This window comes from Thermoleptolyngbya sichuanensis A183, from assembly GCF_013177315.1.
Classification (GTDB): Bacteria; Cyanobacteriota; Cyanobacteriia; order Elainellales; family Elainellaceae; genus Thermoleptolyngbya; species Thermoleptolyngbya sichuanensis.
Genome location: NZ_CP053661.1, coordinates 457,059 through 479,314, shown reverse-complemented (window position 1 = coordinate 479,314; position 22,256 = coordinate 457,059). Strand labels below are relative to the sequence as shown.

The 22,256-nt window shown below is 59.9% G+C and carries 18 protein-coding genes; 9 read left to right on the top strand and 9 right to left on the bottom strand.

Annotated elements, in window-relative coordinates:
• Positions 1 to 33: 33 nt before the first annotated feature.
• On the top strand, positions 34 to 2,922 hold the full coding sequence (gene mutS, locus HPC62_RS02100; protein ID WP_172353541.1) for a DNA mismatch repair protein MutS: 2,889 nt from the start codon (positions 34 to 36) through the stop codon (positions 2,920 to 2,922).
• Between the two features lie 46 nt (positions 2,923 to 2,968).
• Here mutS and HPC62_RS02095 read toward each other — a convergent pair whose 3' ends face one another.
• Complete coding sequence (locus tag HPC62_RS02095; RefSeq protein WP_172353540.1) at positions 2,969 to 3,127, bottom strand: hypothetical protein; 159 nt, start codon at positions 3,125 to 3,127, stop codon at positions 2,969 to 2,971.
• 147 nt (positions 3,128 to 3,274) lie between these two features.
• On the opposite strand from HPC62_RS02095, the gene HPC62_RS02090 reads away from it, so the two are divergent.
• Both HPC62_RS02090 and HPC62_RS02085 read left to right on the top strand, forming a co-directional pair.
• Positions 3,275 to 3,601, top strand: coding sequence for a histidine phosphatase family protein (locus HPC62_RS02090; protein ID WP_172353539.1), 327 nt, complete (start codon positions 3,275 to 3,277; stop codon positions 3,599 to 3,601).
• Between the two features lie 74 nt (positions 3,602 to 3,675).
• On the top strand, positions 3,676 to 4,989 hold the full coding sequence (locus tag HPC62_RS02085) for an NF041680 family putative transposase (RefSeq protein WP_172353244.1): 1,314 nt from the start codon (positions 3,676 to 3,678) through the stop codon (positions 4,987 to 4,989).
• Between the two features lie 306 nt (positions 4,990 to 5,295).
• Here HPC62_RS02085 and HPC62_RS02080 read toward each other — a convergent pair whose 3' ends face one another.
• Positions 5,296 to 8,667: a DUF1574 domain-containing protein gene (locus HPC62_RS02080; RefSeq protein ID WP_172353538.1), complete on the bottom strand. Its 3,372-nt coding sequence runs from the start codon at positions 8,665 to 8,667 to the stop codon at positions 5,296 to 5,298.
• 10 nt (positions 8,668 to 8,677) lie between these two features.
• On the opposite strand from HPC62_RS02080, the gene HPC62_RS02075 reads away from it, so the two are divergent.
• Positions 8,678 to 8,857, top strand: a complete 180-nt coding sequence (locus tag HPC62_RS02075; protein WP_172353537.1) for a hypothetical protein — start codon at positions 8,678 to 8,680, stop codon at positions 8,855 to 8,857.
• A gap of 29 nt (positions 8,858 to 8,886) precedes the next feature.
• Here HPC62_RS02075 and HPC62_RS02070 read toward each other — a convergent pair whose 3' ends face one another.
• Positions 8,887 to 9,666: an MBL fold metallo-hydrolase gene (locus tag HPC62_RS02070; protein ID WP_172353536.1), complete on the bottom strand. Its 780-nt coding sequence runs from the start codon at positions 9,664 to 9,666 to the stop codon at positions 8,887 to 8,889.
• Positions 9,667 to 9,908: 242 nt separating this feature from the next.
• Positions 9,909 to 10,595, bottom strand: a complete 687-nt coding sequence (locus tag HPC62_RS02065) for an SAM-dependent methyltransferase (protein ID WP_172353535.1) — start codon at positions 10,593 to 10,595, stop codon at positions 9,909 to 9,911.
• 255 nt (positions 10,596 to 10,850) lie between these two features.
• Here HPC62_RS02065 and HPC62_RS02060 point away from each other — a divergent pair, with 255 nt between their 5' ends.
• Positions 10,851 to 13,256, top strand: coding sequence for a tetratricopeptide repeat protein (locus HPC62_RS02060; protein ID WP_172353534.1), 2,406 nt, complete (start codon positions 10,851 to 10,853; stop codon positions 13,254 to 13,256).
• Here HPC62_RS02060 and HPC62_RS02055 read toward each other — a convergent pair.
• Positions 13,253 to 13,486 (bottom strand): hypothetical protein, encoded by a 234-nt coding sequence (locus HPC62_RS02055; protein ID WP_068510836.1) that lies wholly within the window; start codon positions 13,484 to 13,486, stop codon positions 13,253 to 13,255. The genes HPC62_RS02060 and HPC62_RS02055 overlap by 4 nt on opposite strands.
• A gap of 226 nt (positions 13,487 to 13,712) precedes the next feature.
• Here HPC62_RS02055 and HPC62_RS02050 point away from each other — a divergent pair, with 226 nt between their 5' ends.
• Entirely contained in the window at positions 13,713 to 14,393 is a 681-nt protein-coding gene (locus tag HPC62_RS02050; protein WP_172353533.1) for an AzlC family ABC transporter permease, read from the top strand.
• Between the two features lie 103 nt (positions 14,394 to 14,496).
• On the opposite strand, the gene HPC62_RS02045 is transcribed toward HPC62_RS02050, so the two are convergent.
• The 3 genes from HPC62_RS02045 to HPC62_RS02035 form a co-directional block, all read right to left on the bottom strand.
• Positions 14,497 to 15,270, bottom strand: a complete 774-nt coding sequence (locus HPC62_RS02045) for a foldase protein PrsA (RefSeq protein ID WP_172353532.1) — start codon at positions 15,268 to 15,270, stop codon at positions 14,497 to 14,499.
• A complete protein-coding gene (locus tag HPC62_RS02040; protein WP_172353531.1) occupies positions 15,270 to 16,634 on the bottom strand; it encodes a cytochrome P450 in 1,365 nt (454 codons plus the stop codon). Before HPC62_RS02040 ends, HPC62_RS02045 begins: the two co-directional genes overlap by 1 nt.
• A 123-nt stretch (positions 16,635 to 16,757) precedes the next feature.
• Complete coding sequence (locus HPC62_RS02035; RefSeq protein WP_172353530.1) at positions 16,758 to 17,837, bottom strand: glycosyl transferase; 1,080 nt, start codon at positions 17,835 to 17,837, stop codon at positions 16,758 to 16,760.
• A gap of 286 nt (positions 17,838 to 18,123) precedes the next feature.
• Between HPC62_RS02035 and HPC62_RS02030 the strand changes: the two genes are divergently transcribed.
• From HPC62_RS02030 to HPC62_RS02020, 3 genes are all read left to right on the top strand, one after another.
• On the top strand, positions 18,124 to 19,131 hold the full coding sequence (locus HPC62_RS02030) for an ABC transporter ATP-binding protein (RefSeq protein WP_172353529.1): 1,008 nt from the start codon (positions 18,124 to 18,126) through the stop codon (positions 19,129 to 19,131).
• 114 nt (positions 19,132 to 19,245) lie between these two features.
• Entirely contained in the window at positions 19,246 to 21,219 is a 1,974-nt protein-coding gene (locus HPC62_RS02025; protein WP_172353528.1) for a hypothetical protein, read from the top strand.
• Positions 21,220 to 21,233: 14 nt separating this feature from the next.
• The gene (locus HPC62_RS02020; RefSeq protein ID WP_172353527.1) at positions 21,234 to 22,013 is read left to right on the top strand and encodes an ABC transporter permease; all 780 of its coding nucleotides are present in this window, start codon (positions 21,234 to 21,236) and stop codon (positions 22,011 to 22,013) included.
• A 17-nt stretch (positions 22,014 to 22,030) separates the two neighbouring features.
• Here the strand turns inward: HPC62_RS02020 and HPC62_RS02015 are convergent, their stop codons facing one another.
• The gene (locus HPC62_RS02015; protein WP_172353526.1) at positions 22,031 to 22,249 is read right to left on the bottom strand and encodes a hypothetical protein; all 219 of its coding nucleotides are present in this window, start codon (positions 22,247 to 22,249) and stop codon (positions 22,031 to 22,033) included.
• Between the last annotated feature and the right edge of the window lie 7 nt (positions 22,250 to 22,256).

The following is a 22,256-nucleotide window of genomic DNA, read 5'->3' as shown; positions in this document are numbered from 1 at the left end:
GACCCCCATCGCTGCTCCCTACCGCCGCTGCCTATGACCGACCTGCCCCCTGCCCCCAACGCGCCGGAACCTCAACGGCTAGGAGACCTGCCAGACCGGCTCATCAAGCAGACGGTGCGCTATACCGACCACCGCTCGGTAGACCGCGACGCGCTCACGCCGATGATGCGGCACTACGCCGATCTGAAAGACGAATATCCCCAGGCGCTGCTGCTGTATCGGGTGGGCGATTTCTTTGAGACGTTTTTTCAGGATGCCATCACCATCGCCCAGGAGCTAGAGCTGGTGCTGACTAGCAAAGACGCAGGCAAGACCGTGGGGCGAGTGCCGCTGGCGGGTGTGCCCCACCACGCCATGGAGCGCTACTGTGCCCAACTGGTGGAGCGGGGCTACGCCGTCGCCATTTGCGACCAGACCGAAGATGCCGCCGATGCCCAAGGGCGGCTGGTGCAGCGCCAGGTAACGCGGGTGATTACCCCCGGCACGGTGCTGGAGGAAGGAATGCTGAACGCCCGCCGCAACAACTACCTGGCAGCGGTGGTGATAGCTGGGACGCACTGGGGGCTGGCGATCGCCGATGTATCGACGGGCGAGTTCCTCACCACCCAGGCCAGCGGGCTGGACCGGCTGACCCAGGAGATTCTGCGGCTCCAGCCCTCCGAAATTCTGCTGCCCACCAACGCCCCCGATCTGGTGGGGCTTCTGCGCCCCGATCCCCGCGCCGGCATCCCCGATCCGCGCCGAGCCGCCGCCCTACCAGAGGCACTGCCGCCCCAGTTTTGCTATACGCTGCGGCCCCAGGCCCCGTTTCAGGCAGCCGAGGCCCGCCAACGCCTGCTGGAGCGCTTCCGCGTGCGATCGCTAGAGGGCATGGGCTGTGAACATTTGCCCCTAGCGGTGCGGGCGGCGGGCGGGCTGCTGCAATACCTGGAAGAAACCTCTGAGCGCCAGCTCGAAGCCGTCCCCACCGAAGCTAACGCTGCCCCGTCCCCCGCCCCGCCCGCAGCTCACGCCTACCCCACCCGCATTCCCCTCCAGCCCCTCTACACCTACACCCTCAGCGATTTTCTGGTGATCGACCACCAGACCCGCCGCAACCTGGAAATTACCCAAACCCAGCGCGACGGCACGTTTCACGGCTCCCTGCTGTGGGCCCTGGACCGCACAGTGACGGCTATGGGCGGGCGGGCGCTGCGGCGCTGGCTGCTACAACCCCTGCTGGATCGATCCGCGATTCAGGCGCGGCAGGACACAATTCAAGAACTGATCGACCAGGGGACTCTGCGCCAGCAGCTTCAGCAGGTCCTCAAGCAAATCTACGACCTAGAGCGGCTGACGGGGCGGGCCGGATCGGGCACCGCCAATGCCCGCGACCTGGTGGCCCTGGCAGATTCCCTCGGCAAGCTGCCAGAGATTGCTGATCTGGTGGCAGTGGGGCGATCGCCCTTTCTGATCGCGCTGCAAACCGTGCCCCCCGTGATGGACACCCTGGGGCAAACGCTGCGGGCCCATCTGGTCGAAACGCCGCCCCTCTACCTAACCGAGGGCAACCTGATCCGCCCCGGAGTGAATCCCCAGCTCGATCGCCTGCGCCAGAGCATCGAGGCCGACCAGCAGTGGATCGCCGAGCTTGAAACCACCGAGCGCCAGCGCACCGGCATCGCCACCCTGAAGGTGGGCTACACCAAAGCTTTTGGCTACTACCTCAGCATTTCGCGGGCCAAAGCCAGCGCCGACCTGCCCGACGACTACATCCGCAAGCAGACCCTCACCAACGAAGAGCGCTACATCACGCCAGAACTGAAGCAGCGGGAATCGGCGATTTTTCTGACCCGCGAAGCCGTCCATAAGCTGGAGTACGAAATCTTCACGGCACTGCGGCTTCAGGTGGCCGAGCAATCCGAGTCGATTCGCCAGGTGGCGGGGGCGATCGCCGCCCTAGATGCCCTCTGTTCCCTAGCCGAAGTGGCGGTCTATCAAAACTATTGCCGCCCAGCCATCACAGAGTCTCGCCAGATTGCGATCGTAGACGGCCGCCATCCCGTCGTGGAACAATCCCTGCCCGCCGGGTTCTTCGTGCCCAATTCGGCAACCTTAGGGTCTGGAGATCCAGACAGGGGAACCGGGGGCAGCCGGGGGACGATCGCCCCTCCCCCACCGCGCCCGCCCGCCGACGCGCCTGCGCCTACCCCCACGGCTACCCACAGCGCCCCAGACCTGATTATTCTGACCGGGCCCAACGCCAGTGGCAAAAGCTGTTACCTGCGGCAGGTGGGGCTGATTCAACTGATGGCGCAGGTGGGCAGCTTTGTGCCTGCGGCGGCGGCAACCCTGGGAGTGTGCGATCGCATTTTCACCCGCGTCGGTGCAGTAGACGACCTGGCCACGGGTCAGTCCACCTTTATGGTGGAGATGAACGAGACGGCCAACATTCTCAACCACGCCACGCCGCGATCGCTCGTCCTGCTGGACGAAATTGGGCGGGGCACGGCCACTTTTGATGGCCTTTCCATTGCCTGGGCTGTGGCAGAACACCTGGCCACCGACATTCGCGCCCGCACCATCTTTGCCACCCATTACCACGAACTCAACGAACTCGCGTCGCTGCTGTCTAACGTAGCCAACTACCAGGTGGTCGTCAAAGAACTGCCCGATCAGATTATCTTTTTGCATCAGGTGCGGCCCGGCGGCGCAGACAAGTCCTACGGCATCGAAGCGGGTCGGCTGGCGGGGCTGCCAGCTTCGGTCATCGAGCGGGCGCGGCAGGTGATGGGGCAGATCGAGCGCCATTCCCACATTGCGGTAGGGCTGCGGGGCGAGTCCAGTCCGGCCGAGTCGTCCGAGCGGGTGCCGAGCAAAACCGCCAGTCGCCGCTCCCGCCTGCGAGAACCCGCGGGCCAGCTAAATATCTTCACCGGATGAGCATTTTCATTTCAATGGTTGACCTGAGGCGATTTTCGACGGGCGTTCAGACCGTAACGAGTGGGGCGATCGCCCTGCTGAGCGCCTTCACCCTATTGGGCTGTGCCTCTGGGCCGATGGCCAGTTCACCCGCACCCAGTGCCCTGCCCAGCGCCCTGCCCAGCGCCGCACCGCCCAGTCCCATCGCCCAGTCCACCGCTCCCACCGCGCCGCCCCTCGTGGTGCAATCCCCGTCCCGCTCTGCCGAGGAACTGTGGGCCCTGCTGCGACAGGAATCGGGAGTCGTGGTGCTGTTTCGCCACGCCCGCGCCCTAGGAACAGGCGACTCTGGATTTCAGCTTACTGAGACCGCGTGGTTCGTTGCGTGTTTCGCCACGCCCGCGCCCCAGGAACAGGCGACCCACCCGCCTTTCGGATCGACGATTGCTCGACCCAGCGCAACCTGGACGCAGCGGGGCAGCAGCAGTCGCAGCAGTTGGGTGAGACCTTTCGGCAGCGGCAGATTCCGGTGGCGCGGGTGCTGTCGAGCCAGTGGTGTCGCAGCCTAGACACAGCGCGGCTGATGGATCTGGCCCCGGTGGAGCCGTTCCCCGTGCTGAACTCATTTTTTGGCGATCGCACCACAGAACCCCAGCAGACCCGCGCCCTCCAGCAGTTCATTCTCTTTAGTTTGGACTAATGGTGAAGAGGAAGGCAGTCAATGAGAAGCACCGACTGCCGTAAGGTCAATGAAGTACAACCAACATTGACCCCATGATTTTCAACGAACTTCAGCAATTTCGCCAAACGTTGTATGCCAGCTTGGGAAACGCCAGAGATGCCCTGTTTGATCTGATGGATGCCGTGTTAGTGAGTGCGTGCATCGTGTCGTTTGTGAGGCTATCGCAGAGTCCTGTCTTTCGTCGCCAGTGGTCGAGCACCTATGAAGCGTTGCGCGATAGCCGCCTACCCCGATCAAAGGTGCTGAAGCTGTTGGTGCAGCAGATACCGACTCAGCAGCAACCGTTGTTGGCAGGTGATGCGAGTCGGTGGAACCGTCCTGCTGCCAGGCGTTTGAAAGACCGCACCTTATCAGGCAGAACAGGACATGCCCCGATAGCCGGACAAAACTACAGTACCTTAGCCTGGATTGCTGAAGACAGGGGCAGTTGGGCATTACCATTGCGGCATGAGCGCATCACCAGCTTTGAAACACCCGCCAGTAAAGCGGCATTCCAACTCAAACAAGTGACTCGGCAGTTAGCGGTGCGTCCGTTGGCGATCTACGACCGAGGGTACGGCAATGCCAGTTTTGTCAACCAAACGGCAGGGATTGAGGCAGACTTGCTGCTGCGGGTTACATCCAATCGATGTGTCTATGGCGCGCCCCCAGCGTATCGAGGGCGAGGCGCACCTGCCAAGCATGGACATAAGATGAAACTCAATGACCCTGACACTTGGAGTGTCCCGGTCGAAACCGTTGAAGTCGATGATCCCAACTGGGGACGAGTGCGGGTCAGTCGTTGGAGTGCATACCATTTCCGCAAATCCCCCAAACGGGCAATGGAAGTGTTGCGCGTGGAGGTGCTGGAGACACAGAGCAGCACGCGACGCTTGGCTCCTTTGTGGTTAGTTTGGCTGGGTGAGCAGATGCCTCCGTTAGAAACCCTGTGGTTGCACTACCTCCGTCGCTTTGCCATTGAACACTGGTATCGCTTTGCCAAGCAGAGGCTATATTGGACACATCCCCAGTTCAGTTCTGTATCGGCAACCGAACAGTGGAGCAGCCTGATGCCGTTGCTCAGTTGGCAGTTGTGGTTAGCGCGAAAGGACTGTACTGACCACCCCTTGCCCTGGCAGGCACCGCAAGAAACGTTGACTCCGGGTCGGGTCGCACAAGCGTTTGCAGGCATTTTGGCAGCGATTGGCACCCCTGCTCCTGCGCCTAAACCTCGTGGTAAATCGCCAGGACGAGGCAAGGGGCACAAGCCAACTCCTCGTCCCTGCTATCCGATGGTCAAAAAACGAGCCTCGAAACGCAAGACATCCGAACAATCCCTGAACAGTCCGGTTGCAACAGCAGCTTAACTGCGAGCAGGATTGTATCCAATTCCTTAAGTTCAACTGTTATGAACGGTTGAGCAGATTCTTTATGGCATCCTGTTGAGCATTATTGTGATGCCAGTTAGTCCAAACTAAAGTCATTCTGGATCAGCGCAACACCCCCGGCGTGGTCGTGCTGGTTACCCACCAGGTCAACATCACCGCCCTGACGACCCTCGTGCCCCGCGAGGGCGAAGCCGTCCTCGTTCGCGCTACGCCCCAGGGCGAGATTGAAGTTCTCGGAAGAATTTAGCGAATATCTGGGCTAATTTTCTGGGCTAATTTTCTGGGCTACTTGCCTCTGGCGTAGCTCCAGGGAATCATCGGGTCTTGGGCAATGCGCCGAGAAACCGCAAACGCGCCGTAGCGATTCAGGTGGCTGGGGTCAGAGAAATAGTCGTACTGATCCAGCCAGATTTCGCCCAGGTCGCGGAAAACCAGGCTGGGGCTGTCCAGATCCTCGCGCAGCAGGTATTGGCGGAAGGTCTGCTCGTGCTGGCGGCGCACCGGGTCGAGGTATTCATCCGTCAGCGGCAGGTTGATGAAAATGACGGGAATATTGCGATCGCTCGCCAGCCTCAGCACCGACTGAAACGCCGCCGCCTGCACGCCCTCAATCCGAAAATCCGTATAGTCGCCATCGTAGCGGCCCTGCACGCGGGCATACTCCTGGTAGTAGGTGGCGGGGTTGAACCGCAGCGCCAGGGGCAAAAAGCCGTCGAAGTCGATCAGGTCGCGCCCCGCCTCCACCAGGGACTCGGCCGAGTCGGCGGGCAACCGCGAGGGCATCGGGCTGCGGCCCGGCGGGGGGGCCGCAGACACGGCGCTGGGGGACTCTGGACGAACCCGCTGCTGGAGCGCGTCCTTAAGGCGATCGCGCTGACCAAACACCGCCGAGCGATCGCCCAGTTGCCGACTCAGCCAGCGGTCGAGGGTTTGATAGCTGTCGCGCAGCGTGGTGTTGAGGGTCGGTGTCGGTTCTGCGGGTTCCGCTGGGGTTTCAAAATCCTCCGGTAGCACCTGGGGTCGCGCCAGCGTGCCCGCCAATAGCTCCCGATAGGCAGGCGACACCGCAATGCCGTTGTAGGTGACATCCACCGCGCCGCTGTTGAAGGCCCGCGCCCCGTCGGCCCACAGAATCAGCCTCGGCAACTGGTTGGGCTTTAGCACCTGCCGCAAAATCGCGTCCACCACCTGCGCCGTTGCGCCGTTGACCCCAAAGTTGAACACCGACACATCGGCATAGCCCAGGGTCGCCAGTTCCCGCTGGAGCGCCACCGGGTCAACCCCCCGCAGGGCCCGCGAACTACCCACGATCAGCACATCGGGCGGGTTGCCCGTCTGCCGCAGCCGCTCGTAGTAGAGCATCAGCTTCTCGTCGAGCTGGCGACTATTGAAGGTGGGGAAGGGCAGCCCCGCCGCCAGCACCTCGGCCACCGTCTGCGGCTCGGTCGCGCTGACGGGCGTGTAGGGCAGCGATCGCGACGAGATCTGCACCTCTGGCGAGGGCGACGGGTTGGGGGTGCTAGACTCCCCTTCGGCTTCCTCATTGCGAGTAAAGCCTGATAAATCAAAGATGCGATCGCCCTCGGTCTGCGGCTCTGGGCTGGGCGATTTGCGTAGCGCTCCCGGTGGGAATCGCCCGTCGTCGGCTCCGGCTTCAGCAGCGGTCGCCGAGGGGTTCCGGCTTGGCGGCAAGGCCAGCGACGGCACCTCATCCACCGCCACAAACCGATCCGGCTGGGTCGTTTGCTCAGGCTGCTGCAAGAGTCGCGCCAGATGCCAGTCTGCCTGCACCGCCAACAGCAGCCCTGCCGCCCCCCACACCGCTGCTAGGGCCCCATTCCGATAGCTGCGGCCGTCCGAGCGCCAGGCTTCCGAGGAGTCGTCTGCGGGGGCATCCTCCGTGGGAGCAAACAGGTGCGTTTTCACCAACGCCCGCCGAATCGACGCGCTGAGGCGATCGCACCAGCGCTGCCAGACGGTTTGCAGATCTGCGTCGGAGCGCAAGATCAGGTCGCCGCCAGGAGTCAGCAGGTCGCCCACATAGGCATCGGTGGCCGCAAATTCTGGCGCTGGCTCTGGCACCACGCGCGATCGCGGCGCAAAATCCACCCCATAGCTCCACAGCGGCCACTTTTGTCCCGCACGCCGCCCGTAAACCCGCACACCGGCCAGTTGCGGCAAATTCAGATCCCGCAGAAAGCGCACCACCGTCGTGCCAACCCGCCGCTGGTCTGGACAGACGGGCGCATCGCTCATCACATGCAGCAGATAGCGCTGGGCGTGGGTGGGTGCATCCGATGATACGCTGCCATCGGGCTTGGGCAAAAGCTGGACACGGATGCCGCCCGTCGCCAACTGCTGCGTCAGGTCGGGGTTGAGCAGACGATTCAGCAGAAAGGCGATCGCCCCCCAGTCGCCCCGCTGGGCCAGGGTCAGCGTCGAGTCTGCCAAGTGCGGCTGCTGGCTGGCGGGCAAATCCAGCCATTCCACCCAGGCCGGCGTTTCCTGATGCAATACCTGGCCGTAGACCGTCGCAGCATGGATGCCCTGGGGCGCGATGGATTGCAACACAGCCCCCACGCCCGCTTTCACTGCCGCTCGGTCGGGGGGATGGGGCGCAAGGCTGCTTTGGGGCAGGGGGCTACAAAACAGGTGCAGCGTCGAGTCCCGCAGCGTTGCGGTAGACACCTCGCCCTCCAGCATCTCCAGCACCGGGTTGAGCAGGCGCGTCAGACTGCCCACGTCGCCCCAGCGGGCCCACTCTCGCAGCATGGCATCGGGCGGTGTCAGATCGACCTGGAGCATCCAGTCAGGCTGGCTTTCGCCCGCCACCTGCACCCGCACCACCGCATCCCGAAAGCCCTCTAGCCGCAGATCGCGCAAATGTTGAGCCAGCGGCTCCGCCAGCAGAGAGGAATCCAGCGAATAATTCGCCTCGCACAGCACCCAGAGCCGCTGGGGTGGGGGTTCCGGTGCGGCATCGGGATCGGGCCCTGGGGCGAGGCGCAGCGGCTTGACGGTTGCCCTCACGGATATGCCAAAGCTGCTGAGGTGGTCGCTCAGGTAGCGGGCGATTCCCGCAGGGGTCGCTTCGCGAATCGCCCCCGGATGCCCCTGCCGCGCCAGACCCAGGGTTGACCCAGAGAGCGCCGCATCGCCTTCGACCGAGCGATTCCCAGAGAGATCGCTACGCGAATCGCCCGACAGCAGCCCACCAAAGCCAACCTTTGAAACAGACCTAGATCCGGCACTGACCGTCGCCAACTGCCCGCCCCGCTGCGACGAGGACTCTGGGGACTCTTCCGCCAGCAGTTGTTCCCCAAGAAACTGCTGGAGCTGATAGTCCAACTGGTGCAGATCAATCGAAAACGACCAGTCCGGCAACGACTGTCCGGGTCGCCGACCGTAGAGATAAATTTGATAAATCGTCGGCTGTCCGGCGGGCACCAGCGTATTCAGGTCAACCTTCCGCAGCGCAGGCAGCAGCCGCCCCACGATCGCCCCCCGGTCGGGGCAGGGCTGCGCCTCACAGAGAATGTGCAGATGATTGCCGCGCAGGCGAAACTGGACGCGCTCCTCCGTCAGCCCCGTGGTATCGCGAAACCACAGTGCCAGCGGCGACGTTCCCGGCGGATGCTTCTGCTGCAAATCAGACATCAGACGTTGCGTGACCCTTCAATCCAGGCGTGCCGCTAAAACGGCGACCCGGCCCAACCGTAACCGCAGGTTCAAAGACCCCATCGACGATTTCATTCTAGCGGCCAGGGCGATCCTCGAAGGGATCGCTTCGCGAATTGCCCATCGCCCCTTTCTATCGCCCCGTTTTAGCACGGATTTTGCCTGGTGACGCATCGGTCTTGTCGAGGGTGCCAATGGCTAAGTCCGGCCGCCGTAGGACTGCACCCGTTCACCCGGACAGCCCAGACTACGGCGCGATCGCCGATACTCGTCCACAATGCGCCCATAGTCCGCTTTGCCAAAAATCCGGTAGTGCCCCGGATAGACTGTCTCCACAGGCAGCCGCGCCAGCCGATCGTAGGTGGCCAGGTAGGTGGGGATATGGCTGCAATGCAGATCGTCCAGCAGTTCACCGTCGTAGATCACGTCGCCGGAAAAAAAGTCCTGCGTTTTGGGGTCGTAGAGCGCGATGCAGCCCGGAGAGTGGCCCGGCAGATGCAGCACTTCCAGGGCGCGATCGCCCAGATCTAGCACATCGCCCTCATTCAAAATCTGGGTTGGCTCGCAGGCCCGCAGCCTGTAGGTGGTCACCGTAAAGCCCTCGTAGGGCAACTGGTAAAAATCCTCCTGCCGCACCCAGCCCTGCTGCGGCGTACACAGTGCCTCGTAGTCGTCGCCCATCCGCAGGGCGCTGGCCTCGGCCGCATGGATGGCGCGATGGTCAAACTCGTGCATTCCCCCAGCGTGGTCGAAGTGAATGTGGGAGGCGATCGCCAGCAGCGGCTTGTCCAGCAAATCTGCCAGATAGGCCCGCAGGCTGAGTACGCCCAGCCCCGTGTCGATCAGCAAATCGCGATCGCGCCCCTTAATTAGCCACAAATTTGCCCGGTTAAACCAGTAGTAATGCGGCTCGGTGATGAGGTACAGAGAATCGGTGATGCGTTGGGTAGAGAACCACTGATGGATTGGATCGGGCATGGATCTAAATCTGTCTCAAGGTAAACACTCAAGGTAAAAAGGAAATCAGTCATCAGGACGCTTGTCGTCTCTTTGTAATCTCTAACAGATGCTCCGTTCATCTCTCACAGGACTGACGCACTTGCGATAAGCTCTCTGGATTTTGGACAATTTCTCGCGGGCGCGGCCCGCGAGAAATTGTCCAACAGCATAAGTCCAACTGCATAAGTCCTCTCTCAATCATTCGCATCATTTGCGACCGACTAGACCGCCAGCCGTGTTACCCGCAGCATCTCATTGCCGCCTTTTTGCAGTTCGTAGCACACCGGGACGATTTCCACGTAATAGCCCAAGTCGGTGAGGACTTCGCAGACGGGTTCGAGGTGGGGCGATCGCACTCGTTCCAGGGTCAGCAGCGGAAAGATCCGGAGTTCTTGCCCCCGCACCATCAGGGCGGCGATAGAGCGGCAGTGCATCTCCAGGCTGAGATGGTTGGAATAGAGAAACAGCAGGTGAGAGCAGAGCATCAGGTCGTAGGGGCGATCGCTCAGCGGCAGATCGGGCAACTCGCCTACGAGATAGCGTCCTTCGGCCTTGCCCTGGTCATAGTCTGCCAAAAACCGCCGCAGCGCCGTTTCGCGGTTCCGCAGCAGGTCGTCCGGCGACTGGTGATAGCCCCATACCCAGCCATCGGGCGTGTCTTTCACCTGGCGAATGATGTCGCTGGCGCAGGCGTAGAATCGCTGCTCGATTTCCGCGCCGCTGAATTGATAAATCGGGTCGATGGAGATGACCCGATACCCCAACTGGTGCATCTCGGCGTTGAAGCTGGCCGGGCCGCCGCCCGCGTCCAAAATGTCGCGGGACAGGTCGAGGTCGGTCAGGTTAAACATCAGGCGATACTCGGCGAGCGATCGCCCAAAGGGAACGACGTGGCTCAGCTTCACCATGAGAAACACCAAGCGTTGGAGATTGGGAGGATCTAGAGGGGCTAACGGGGCTAACGGCAGAGACTCTGAGACGAAGGGTTGCTGCTAGTCAGCATAGGGGACGGTCGAACCTGAGTATAAAGATTCAGGGAAGAAGTTTTCAGTATTTCCCAAAAAGCATGGGAATATTGACGCAATGGTGTGGGTGGCTCCGTGAACCAAGGGTTCACTTGCTAAAGCGTTTGGTCGGTTGGATGGCTGATTCTGTCTACAGGCATGGCTGTATTATCACGGCGTGAGCGGGGACGCATCTTAACCCAAACGGGATTTGACCGCATCTGGCAGGCTGTGTGCCTTCGGTTTCCGGGCGATCGCCCCACCTACGCGGCAATTGCCCGCTGCACCGAGCCTGGAAACCCCAACGGGCACACGGCGGAATACCTCTCGCCGGAAACCATTTCTCGCATTCTGCGGCCCTGGCTCGACCAGCAGCGCGACCAACTGCGCGGGGTCGATGCGCGATCGCTCGAACAGTTGTTTCGCGCCTTTGGGCTGACGCTGCAACCCGACGACCACCAATCGGCCCAGGCAGTTGCTGACGAAGCCGCGACCGATCCCAACTTCGTCGGGCGGGAAGAGGCGATCGCCGACCTAGACGGACTCCTGAGCCGGGGCTTCAAGATTATCGTGATCCAGGCGCGGGCGGGCATTGGCAAAACGACGCTGGCGCGAAACTATCTCCAGCAAAAGTTTGGCGCAGTGCTGGAATTCCCCATTGCCAAGGCCACCAAGGACATTGCCCCGGTTGAGGCGCTGCTGGAGGAAAAGCTGCGGCAGTTGGGCGAAGAACCGGGCCGCGAGTTTTTCGTGTCGCTGGATCGGCTCAAGCGCAAGCTCCAGGGCGATTCGCAAAGCGATCCCTACGGGAATCGCCTCGGCATTTTGATCGACAACTTGGAACCCGCCCTCGACCCGGACGGACGCTTTATCGAGCCACATCGCCGCTATGTGGAGTTGCTCAACGTGCTGGCCGACCCGTCGGTGCAGTCTACAACGCTGATCACCAGCCGCGAACGCCTGCACGAATATATGGTGTCGGTGCAGCATTATCCGCTGCGGGGGCTAGCCCTGCCCGCCTGGGAAAAGGTGTTTCAAAATCGCGGGCTGCGCTGTGTCGATACCCCTGCGATGCAGGCGCTACACCGGGCCCACGGCGGCAATGCCAAAAGCATGGATCTAATCGGCAGCAGCATCGCCGAAGATTTTGCGGGGGATGTGGCGGCCTATTGGCGGGTCAACCAGACCAACCTGCTGAGCCATTGCGAGCTAGAAGACCAGGTCAACCAGCAGTTCAACCGACTGCAAGAGCTATCGCCCGATGCCTATAACCTGCTGTGTCGCATGGGCTGCTATCGCTATCAGGACGTGCCGACGGTGCCGATAGAAGGGCTATTTTGCCTGCTGTGGGACGTGCCAGAGAGCCGCCATCGCCGCGTGGTTCGAGCGCTGCAAGACCGATCGCTGGTGGAGTGCGAACAGGAGCGCTACTGGCTGCATCCAGTGATTCGCGCCCAGGCGCTCGATCGGCTGGCCAGCACCCCCGACTATGCCACGGCCCACCGCCACGCCGCAGAATTTTGGACCGAGCGGGTGACCACCATCATCACGCAAGACGATGTGCAAACGGCGCTGGAAGCCTACTATCACTACATCGACCGGGGCGACCACGAGGCAGCGGCGGACGTGATTATTCAAAAGCGACCCAACCGCTGGGGCACAAACGAATCGCTGGGGCGATCGCTCTACAAGCGGGGGCTACTGAGTCAGGCGGAGGAGGTGATCCTGGCGGTGGTGGATCGGCTCCCCGACAGCTATCGCCGCGCCAGACTCTACGGCATTTTGGGCGCGGTCTACTACTATTCGTCTGATAATATCCACGAGGCGGTGAGATGCTGCCAAAAAGCGCGGGCGATCGCCCAATCGGTCTTGCAAACGCCCCCAGACGACGATACGGCCTTCAAGCTGCGGCTGGTGGAAATCAACGCCCTGCTGACCATTGGCATCTGCCAGATTGCCCTAGGCGAATACGAAGCGGGCATGGCGGCCCATAGCCAGGTCGAGCAGCTTTGCCAACCGCTGACCGATGCCCGTTACCGCAGGTCGGTCTTGTTTTACATTGCCTATCTCCACCTGCGGCTGGGGAATCGCAAGGCAGCGCGAAACATTGCAGATGACCTCTACACAGCCGTCGAACAACTGGGCGATCACCAATTGCCAAGCTGGGTGACGGAATATCGCCTGTTTTTCTTGGGGCTGACCTACCGGGAACTGGGCGAAATTCAGCGGTCGCGCCTGCTCTATCATCGCGTGCTAGATTTTGGAGAACGCAGCGCTTACGGACAAGCCACCTCCAAGGCGCTCTATGGAGATGCCGCACTCGACACCGAAGAGGGACGCTATGACCAGGCCGTTGCAAAACATCAGGCTTCGATTCAATACCTGCGGGACGTGGGCGCAAAGTATGACCTGGCCGAAGCCTACTACCAGCAAGGGCTGACCTATCGGGCAATGGGCGACACCCACCGCAGCGAAGAAAGCTTTCAGGCGGCAATCGCCCTCTTCCAAAAAACAGACGCGCCCAAGCAGGTCGCCAAAGTGCAGCGGGCGATAGACGGCTCCTAGCGAATCGACTCCACCACCACGGCGATCGCCATCAGGCAAAAGACCAACCCCATCGTCTTAAACAGGGCGGCATCCAAAATGCTCACCAGGAGATGCAGGAGAGGGGCAATCACTAAAACCTTTGACAGCACAATTGCTACCAAAATTCCAAACAGCGTTAGAAGAAAGTATTTCAACACGCGCACCGCAAACCGAAACAGCCAACTGTAGTCAGGATGAGTATTTCTCATAAGTTTCGGGGGGTTCGAGAACTGATTGCTGATGGCCTTAGTCTAGCGATCGCCCCCCTGCAACACCACCGCCGTTGCCGCTGTTAAGCCAAAAGTTAAGCCAATGAACAACCATAGGACTTACGCAGTTGGAGGATTTTTCGCGGGCTGCGCCCGCGAAAAATCCTCCACAACCCAGAAAACTTATCGCAAGTGCGTCAGTCCTGAACCAACCGGAGAAGCAGACATGCGAGAGTTTTTGCGCGGCGGGACGCGGGCGCTGGGAATTGTAGCCGGATTTTTGCCCACGGCTGTCAGCTTTGGGGCGATCGCCATCCAGGCCCGGCTATCGGTGGAAGCGACCCTGGGTATGTCGGCCTGGATCTTTGCAGGCGCGTCCCAGTTTGCGGCCGTAGAAGGCTTGCGGCAGGGGCTAGCCGCGCTGAGCATCGGGATCACCGTGCTGGTGATGAACCTGCGCCATGTGCCCATGAGCCTGGCGATCGCCCGTCATCGCTATGCCCAGTTCCCCACCTGGCAGCGCTGGCTGCTCTGCCACGGGCTGGTGGATGAAGTTTTTGCCCTGGAAATGTCTGACCCGCAGCGCCCATTTGCCTATTATTTGGGGATGCACTGCTGCTGCTGGGGAGCGTGGGTGGCAGGAACCTGGCTCGGCTGCGTCGTTGGTCTCCAGATTCCCGAACGCTGGCTGACCTTTGCCCTGCCTGCGCTGTTTATTTACTTACTCGTCAACGCCATTCGCCAGCTTCGCCATCCCAATCGCTGGATTGTCCTGGCGCTCAGCCTGATCCTAGCCTTGGGCAGCACCACGCTGGGTTCAACAGGCTTGCTGGTGTCGATTTTGGGCATCGCGGCGATCGCCACGCTGGGAATGCCCGAAGAAAGACCAGGACAGAAGCCGGGATGAAGCTGCATCGCGATCTCGATTTTAGATTGGCGATTTTAGGTTGGGGATTTTAGATTGGCGATTTTAGATTGCCCGCCTACCCAAAATCCAAAATCCAAACCCCTCACTCTCCCACCAACACCTCAATATCCAGCCCATCGAGCTGCCGCATGATCCACTGGTCGAATAGCTCATTCCGCAGGGTTTCCAGCACTTCGGGGTGGTCGAGTGTGGCAGGCAGGACGCGATCCAGCCGGAAGACGCACCACAGGTTTTCTTGCTCGATAAACAGCGGCGGCAGCACATCGCCAGGAGTGGCCGCATCCACGGCAGCGCGGAGGGCATCGGGCAGGCTGCCCCGGCTGAGTAGCCCCAGCATTCCATTGAACAGGCGATCGCCCGTTTGGGAATAGTCCTGCGCCAGGGTCTCGAAACTTGCGCCCTCTAGCAATTGTTGATATAGCTCCTCTGCCAGATCGCGATCGCCCACCGCCAGCCGCGACAGCACAACCTGATCCAAATCCAGCTTGCGCTCAATGAAATACTGCGACAGGTGCGGCTCCGTCAGGCGATCGCGCAGTTGGCGAAGCTGGAGTTCTCGCTGGGTCTGGGTTTGCAGGGCTTCTGCATCCAGCCCTTGAGACTCCAACCAAGTCTGAAACGCGAGGGGATCGGTCAAATCTGCCTGCTGGCGAAAGTGGGCGATCGCCGCCTCCACCGCTGCCCCGGTTGGCTGCCCCGCAGCGCGATCGCCCAATGCCTGATCCAGCACAAACTGCCGCAGGATTTCGCCAATCATTTCGTCCAGCTTGCCCGCTGCCTGCAAATATCGCACCGCCTGGGCAAGAGAAAGCTGCTGCTGGCCGTTGATGACGATAAACGGGGGAGAAGCCGCCATCAGCCTGCCTCCCGTGCCACAAACGCCACCCGCAGCCCGTCGCGGGGGTGGGGCGTGGGGACAATCACCATGCTCAAGTCTTGGTCGGGCAGCAGCGTCCATTGCCAATGCCGCAGCAGGTGGGTGGCAAAGATCTTCATTTCTAGCCGAGCAAATTCCTTGCCCAAACACTCGCGGATGCCGCCGCCAAAGGGCACGTATCCGTAGCGCTGCTGATCGGCCGAGCGATCGCCCAGTTGGGCAGCACTAAATCGCTCTGGGTCAAACTGCTCTGGCTGGGGATAGAGGGATGCATCTTGGTGCGTCGGCCCAATTTGATACAGCACGCTCCAGTTTTTGGGGATGGTGTAGCCACCATAAGCACAGTCTTGCAGCACTGTGCGAAAGCCGCCGCCGACCGGGGGAATACGCCGCAGCACCTCTCGCAACACTTGCTCTAGATAGGTCATTTGTTTCAGCAAATCGAGGCTCAGCGGCGCGGCTGGGTCAAACCCGCGCTGCTCGGCCCGCAGTTTGTCTAGCACGTCGGGCGACTGGGCCGTGAGCAGGCAAAAGGAGGCGATCGCCGAGGTCAAGGTTTCATGCCCTGCAAACAACAGCAGCAAGACTTGATCCTTTAGCTCTTCCAGGCTGAGGCCCTGCCCGTCTTCGTCGCGGGCGCGAATCAGCAAATCCAGCGCGTCGCTAGCCTCTGACCCGTCTGACTCTGGCCCATCTGAGGAATTGAGGGACTGAGAGAGTCTCTGCTGGCGATCGCGGATAATTTGCTCCATTTCTTCTAATAGCAGCCGCCGCGCCCGCTTGGCCTTGCCAAATGCCGTCCACGGCACATTGAGCGGAATTGAAAATAAACCCTGACACCAGGTTTCAAAAACGTGCCCTAGGCGAGTTTGGGAACCCTTGTCCAGCCCCACCAACAGCTTGCAGGCAATATCCAGCGTGTAGTTTCGCAGTTCGGGATACCACGTTAGCTGGCCCTGCTGCTGCCAGCGCTGGGTATAGCGCTGCGTGATGGCTTCCATTGTGCTGATATAGCCCGACAACGCTCGCGGCATAAAAGCCTGAGCCAGCAGCCTGCGGCGAGACTGGTGCTCGTGCCCGGTTTGCAGCGCCAGAGACAGTTTCCCCAGCAGCGCCTTGGTGCTGGGCGGCCAGTCCACGCTAAAGTACGTGTTTTCGTTGCTCAGCACAAACTGATTCGCTTCCACGCCCCGCATAAAAATCGTCGGCTTCCCCAACAGGCGCGTTTTGAACAGGTCGCCATACTGTTCATGGCGCTTTTGGGCAAAGTTGGGATCGGTAAAGAAGTTGAGCGTCTCGCCGAGAAAGGGGAGTCCAAAAGTGCCGGGGGGCAGGGTATGCATGGGAAGTAGAGGGGAATTGCAGAGCTTCAGCAAGATTCAGCAAGATTCGGCAACCGGGAGATCGGCGATCGCCCGAAGTTATCTCCCTGTTCTCCATTATCCAACGGCTCCTGCCTTCCCCAACTAGCCCCCCAAATAGTCTATGACTGCTTGGGCGATCGCCTCATTGCCGGTCTTGTCCAGCGGCAGGTCGGTTTCTGGCGGGTGCAGCGGCGCTCGCAAAAAGTCCCAATCGCCTTCGGTAAATTCGGCGGGGGTGATGATGCTGTGAACGCAGTGGCGACGAATCCCCGCCAGCAGGCAGGCCGCTTCGGCAAAGTCGTCGCGGGTGAGGCTGACAATCGGCACATCCAGGCGGCAGGCTTCCGAAAAAGTCCCATAGCCTGGTTTCGACACGACGCGCCCACACAGCGGCATAAAGTCCACCGGGCGAAAGGCAGTGCCGCCCACGTTCACCAGGTTGGGCAGGTCAGGAGCGTGCTTGTCGGTGGTGATGAACTGCCAGTCGGGGAAGCGCGTCAGGTTGTGATACGGAATGTCTGCCAGCCCCAGCCCGCCAAAGGTGAGCAGCGCCGTCTTCTCTTTTGGCGCAGTCAGGTTGAACTTGCTCCGCAGGTCGTCTGGGTTATGGCGGGGGCTGCCGCCGGTGAGGCCGACCTCCTGCACGACGGGAAACGCGCTCATGGGTTCATGAAACGGCATCCGAAACAGGCGATCGCACTGGGCAAAGCACTCGCCAATCCAGTCGGCAATAGCCGCAAACTCGCCGCCCCAGGCGCGATAGATATAGTCCCAACCAAAATTGCTGCCCATCCAGCAGGGCACGCCAGCGGCACGGGCGATCGGCGCGGCCAGCGGGGGAATATCGCCCAGCACCAGCCCCACGCGATTTTGGCGAATGAAACTGACCTCGCTGGCGATGATGGATGAAGCGCGATCGCGGATTTCCTTCAGCTTGGCCAGCGTGGCGGGCAAGTCCATCGTCAGGCTGTCGGGCTGAACCACACCCACGTCAAAAGCTCTGGGGCGATGCAAAAACTCGCCCTCCAGGTAAGAATCCAGCAGCCAGCGCGGAGCCGTCGTCACCATGATGGGCAAAATCTCCGGGCTGCGCCGCTGAATCTCTGCCACCACGGCCGCCGTCCGCGTCACATGCCCAAACCCGTGATTCGTAACCGCAACGTATAGAACAGGTCGAGACATGGCAGGAAGTTCCTCAAAGGTCGGGTAACGAGTAACGAAAGATGAACTCGCCTCCACAGTAACCTCGCCCCCACCACTTTTCCAACCCACTCTGAAAAACCGCGGCCCTAGCGCCTTCCCCAAAAACCGTCCGTCACTCTGCAATCTCGCCCACAGCCCCCGATGCCAAATCAAGCTTGTATTATCGAGCCTGTATTGTAGAGAGAAGCCACCGACGCACCATCCATCATTTGCTTGAACAGCTTGCGCGACTCCCCGCCGCTTTGCCCACTCCCCGTCCCACCCTATGTCTATCATCACCGTCGATCGCCTCAGCAAGTTCTACCCCGTCGCGGTCAAAGAGCCAGGACTCAAGGGCACGCTGACCCACTTCTTTCGGCGCACCTACCGCAACATCCCCGCCGTTCAGGACGTGTCCTTTTCGATTGAACCGGGCGAATTTGTCGGGTTCCTCGGCCCCAACGGCGCAGGCAAAACCACCACGTTAAAGATGCTGACTGGGCTAATCCATCCCTCCAGCGGGCGCATCTCGGTGGCGGGGCACGTCCCCTATCGGCGCGAAGCGGGCTTTTTGCAAAAAATTACGCTGGTCATGGGGCAAAAGCAGCAGTTAATCTGGGATTTGCCCACGCTGGACTCGCTGCGGATCAACGCCGCCGTCTACGGCATCCCCGAAGCAGAATTTCGCCGCCGCCTGGGAGAACTGAGCGAGATGCTATCGCTGGATCGCCAGTTAACCCAGCCCGTCCGCAAGCTCTCCCTGGGGGAACGGATGAAGGCGGAACTGCTGGCGGCGCTGATTCACCAGCCCAAGGTGCTATTTCTGGACGAGCCGACGCTGGGGCTGGATGTGAATGCCCAGAGCAGCGTGCGCGACTTTTTGCGGAAATACAACCAGCAGTTTCAGGCCACTGTGCTGCTGACCAGCCATTACATGGCCGACATCACTGCCCTCTGTCGCCGCGTGCTGATGATTCATCAAGGCAAGCTGATCTACGACGGCAGCCTGGACGGACTGCTGGAGCAGTTTTCCCCCTGCCGCGAGGTGACGGTGGAATTGGGGCAAGACCCACAGCCCCAGGTTCTAGAACGCTTCGGACACCTGAAGGCGATCGAGGGCCGCGTAGCCCATTTCATCGTGCCCCAGGAAGCGCTGACTCAGTTCCTCTCGCGGCTGCTGGCGGAGCTAGACATTGCCGATCTCACGGTCACCGATCCGCCCGTCGAAGCGGTGATTGGGCGCGTGTTTCAAAGCGGCGGTCTGGACAATACGGGCGACGGCGCATCGGCTTAACGGGACGGCTCCCGTACCGCTAGAATGTTGGCTTGTATGAGATTGGGCTAATCTGAACTTAAATTTTTGGTTTGGATCTCTCGGTGTTGCGATCTGGTCAGGAAGGAAGTGCAAGTGTCCTTGGTCGAGCGTCTGGTCATGAAGTCGATGACGGTGGGCGATCGCCTCCGACAGGCCGCTGCACAGCGTCCGGTTGCAGCAACCAGTCTGGCAATCTTCTGGGCCTGCGTATTTGTCTACACCATGAATGGCCGCGTGGATTTGAACTCCAGCGACAACGTGACCAACACGCTTTTGGGATTCAACTGGCTGCAAAACCACAGCCTAAACTTTGATGCGTTTCGAGATGGCTATCTATATCGCGGCGGCGGCATCCCGTTTTACTTTGTAGAGTCATCAACGGGTCATTTATCTTCTCGGTTTCCCATTGGGTCAGCACTGGTCACGTTTCCCCTCGCCGTTCTCTATTATTTTGCGCTCAAGCTGGCTGCTTTTTTGGACGGAATCACGGGCGGCGTTTTCAACCTTTTTCCAGCCGGGTTTCCTGACGTTGCTAGCGAAGACTTTGCAGCGTATCGGCAGGGATTTAGCAAGTTTGCCGCGACCATTTCCACTGCTTTGACGGTTGTTTTCTTTTATCTCAGCACCCGCCTCAAATTCAGTCCCAGCGTGGCAGCAGTTTCTACCTTTGTATTTGCCTTTGCCACCGGAATCTGGCCCATTTGCTCACAGGATTTGCGCCAGCACACCATTTCTAACTTGCTGCTTTCGGGGATTCTGCTGTGTTTGCTCAAAGTAGAGCATGGTGAGGGAAAAAACCGCAGGCTGCTGCTGTTTTTGGCAGGATTTTTTTGCGGCATTCTACCTAGCGCTCGAATCACCAGCGCTTTGTTTTCAGCCGTTATTTTTCTGTACGTAGTTATTGCCTATCGCAAAGAAGCTGTCTTCTTTTTGCTAGGATTACCGAGCGTATTGTTTCACTTAGGCTGGAACCTCTACTATTTTGGCTGGGGCAACCTGATCGTTGGTGGATATATTTCATACATCGAGAAGCACCCGTCTTCCTATTCTTGGACGTTCGAGCAATTTAGAAGAGGGTCTCTAGGACTGCTGCTCAGCCCTAGTAACGGGATTCTGGTCTTCTCGCCCGTGCTGCTGTTTGCAATTCCGGGAGCTTATCGCCTGCTGCAAAGGTGGAAGCGGGAAAACCGTCGGGATGAATGGCTGCTTTTGTGCCTGATGGTCAGCGTTTTCCTGCTTTACTTGCAATATAGCTTCTACTTAATTTGGCTGGGTGGAAACGACTCTTTTGGGCCGCGCTTCTTAGCAGACACGTTGCCCATTTCTTGTTTTTTGATCGCTTACTTTTTGGCAGATCTCGCCCCCAAGCTGAGGCGCAACTGGCAGGGCGCACGATTTGTCTTGGCGCTGTTTCTCATCAGCCTGATTCTTTCAACCCTCATTCAAACCATTGGGGCATTCACTCAAACAAACTGGAAAGCCAGCCCAATGCCCGCCACAGAGCGCAATGGACGATTGTGGGCGTTGCAAGATAGTAAAATCGAGCGCCACACCAGAAATTTGCTTGCCAAGTTCAACAAACCGATTCGGGATCGAAAAACCTATCTAGCAGGATTTCAAGGCACGGCAGAAAGCCTGCACTGGATCGAGCTGGATGGAGATGAAGTGCCTGTGGGCGATCGCCCCAGGGTTCGCTCGGGTCAGCGAAGACTTTTGAAACTTGCCCTCCGCAATACGGGGACATCGCCCTGGTTTGGCTATCAAACGGGCATCGAAAAAATGGGGGAAGCGAAAATCCGACTGAGATTCTATGATGCAAAGGGCAAAGACAAAACGCCCCGAATTGGCAATCAACTTTTTGTCTCTGGTCGAACGCAGCCCGGTGGGGCAACCATTGCCATCGGACAGGCTGCCTTTCCAGCCGAACCGGGGGTCTATCAACTGGAGTGTTGGCTGGTGGCAGACGGCATTTCTTCCTTGAACCCGGAATCTGCCCCGACCTACGTCCAGACCATTACAGTCCTTCCCCGTTCTAGCCCAGCGCAACCAGATTCGCCAAGCCCCTAATTCTGTGACTGCCCATGCTCCGCACCGCTCGCACGCTCCTGTCCGTCTACTATGCCTACATGGTGGAATATCGCGCCGAGCTAATCCTCTGGGTGCTGGCGGGTAGTCTGCCGCTGATTCTCATGGGTGTGTGGATGGAGGCCTCGCAGGGCGGGCAGTTTGGGCTGTCGCCTGTGGAGTTTGCGCGATATTTTTTGGCGGTGTTTTTGGTGCGCCAGTTCACCATTGTTTGGGTCGTGTGGGATTTCGAGCGGGACGTGGTGGAGGGAAAACTGTCGTCGCGGCTGCTGCAACCGCTCGATCCGGGTTGGCATTATTTTGCATCACACCTGGGCGAACGATTTGCCCGCGTGCCCTTTGCCTTTGTGCTGGTGGAGCTGTTTTTCTGGCTCTATCCCCAGGCATTCTGGCTGCCGAGCGTGGGCGATTTTTTGCTGGGTGCTTTGGCGACGGCGCTGGCGTTTGTGCTGCGCTACGTGATGCAGTACACGGTGTCCATGCTGGCGTTTTGGATTGAGAAAGCCAGCGCGATTGAGCAGATCTGGTTTTTAATTTACCTTTTCTTTTCGGGTGTGGTTGCACCTTTGGAAGTCTTTCCCCCGCTGGCCCGGCAGATTGTTGAATGGACACCGCTGCCTTACCTGGTTTACTTTCCGGCTAGCATCTTTGTGGGGCTGCCAGGAAATCGACTGCATGGATTCCTAATTACCCTGGCGTGGATTGTGCTGTTCTTTTGGCTGAACCGCTGGCTGTGGCGGCGGGGACTGCGGCATTATTCTGGGATGGGCGCTTAGGCAGAGATTCGCAGGCTTTACCTCCGCAACACTGAAGTAATAATGACTGTGAGCGTCGCACTGGCAATCAGCGTGAAGGCAAGCTGAACGACCCACTGCGTCGCCTGACGATAATCCGCAAAGCGCTCATCGAACTTTTTCAGATCACCTGAAAATGTTTCAACGTCGCTGGAAAGCCGATCCAGCTTGTTAGACAAGTCTCTGAGGGTGGGTTCGCTGTCGGAGGCAGAGGCCATAAAACGA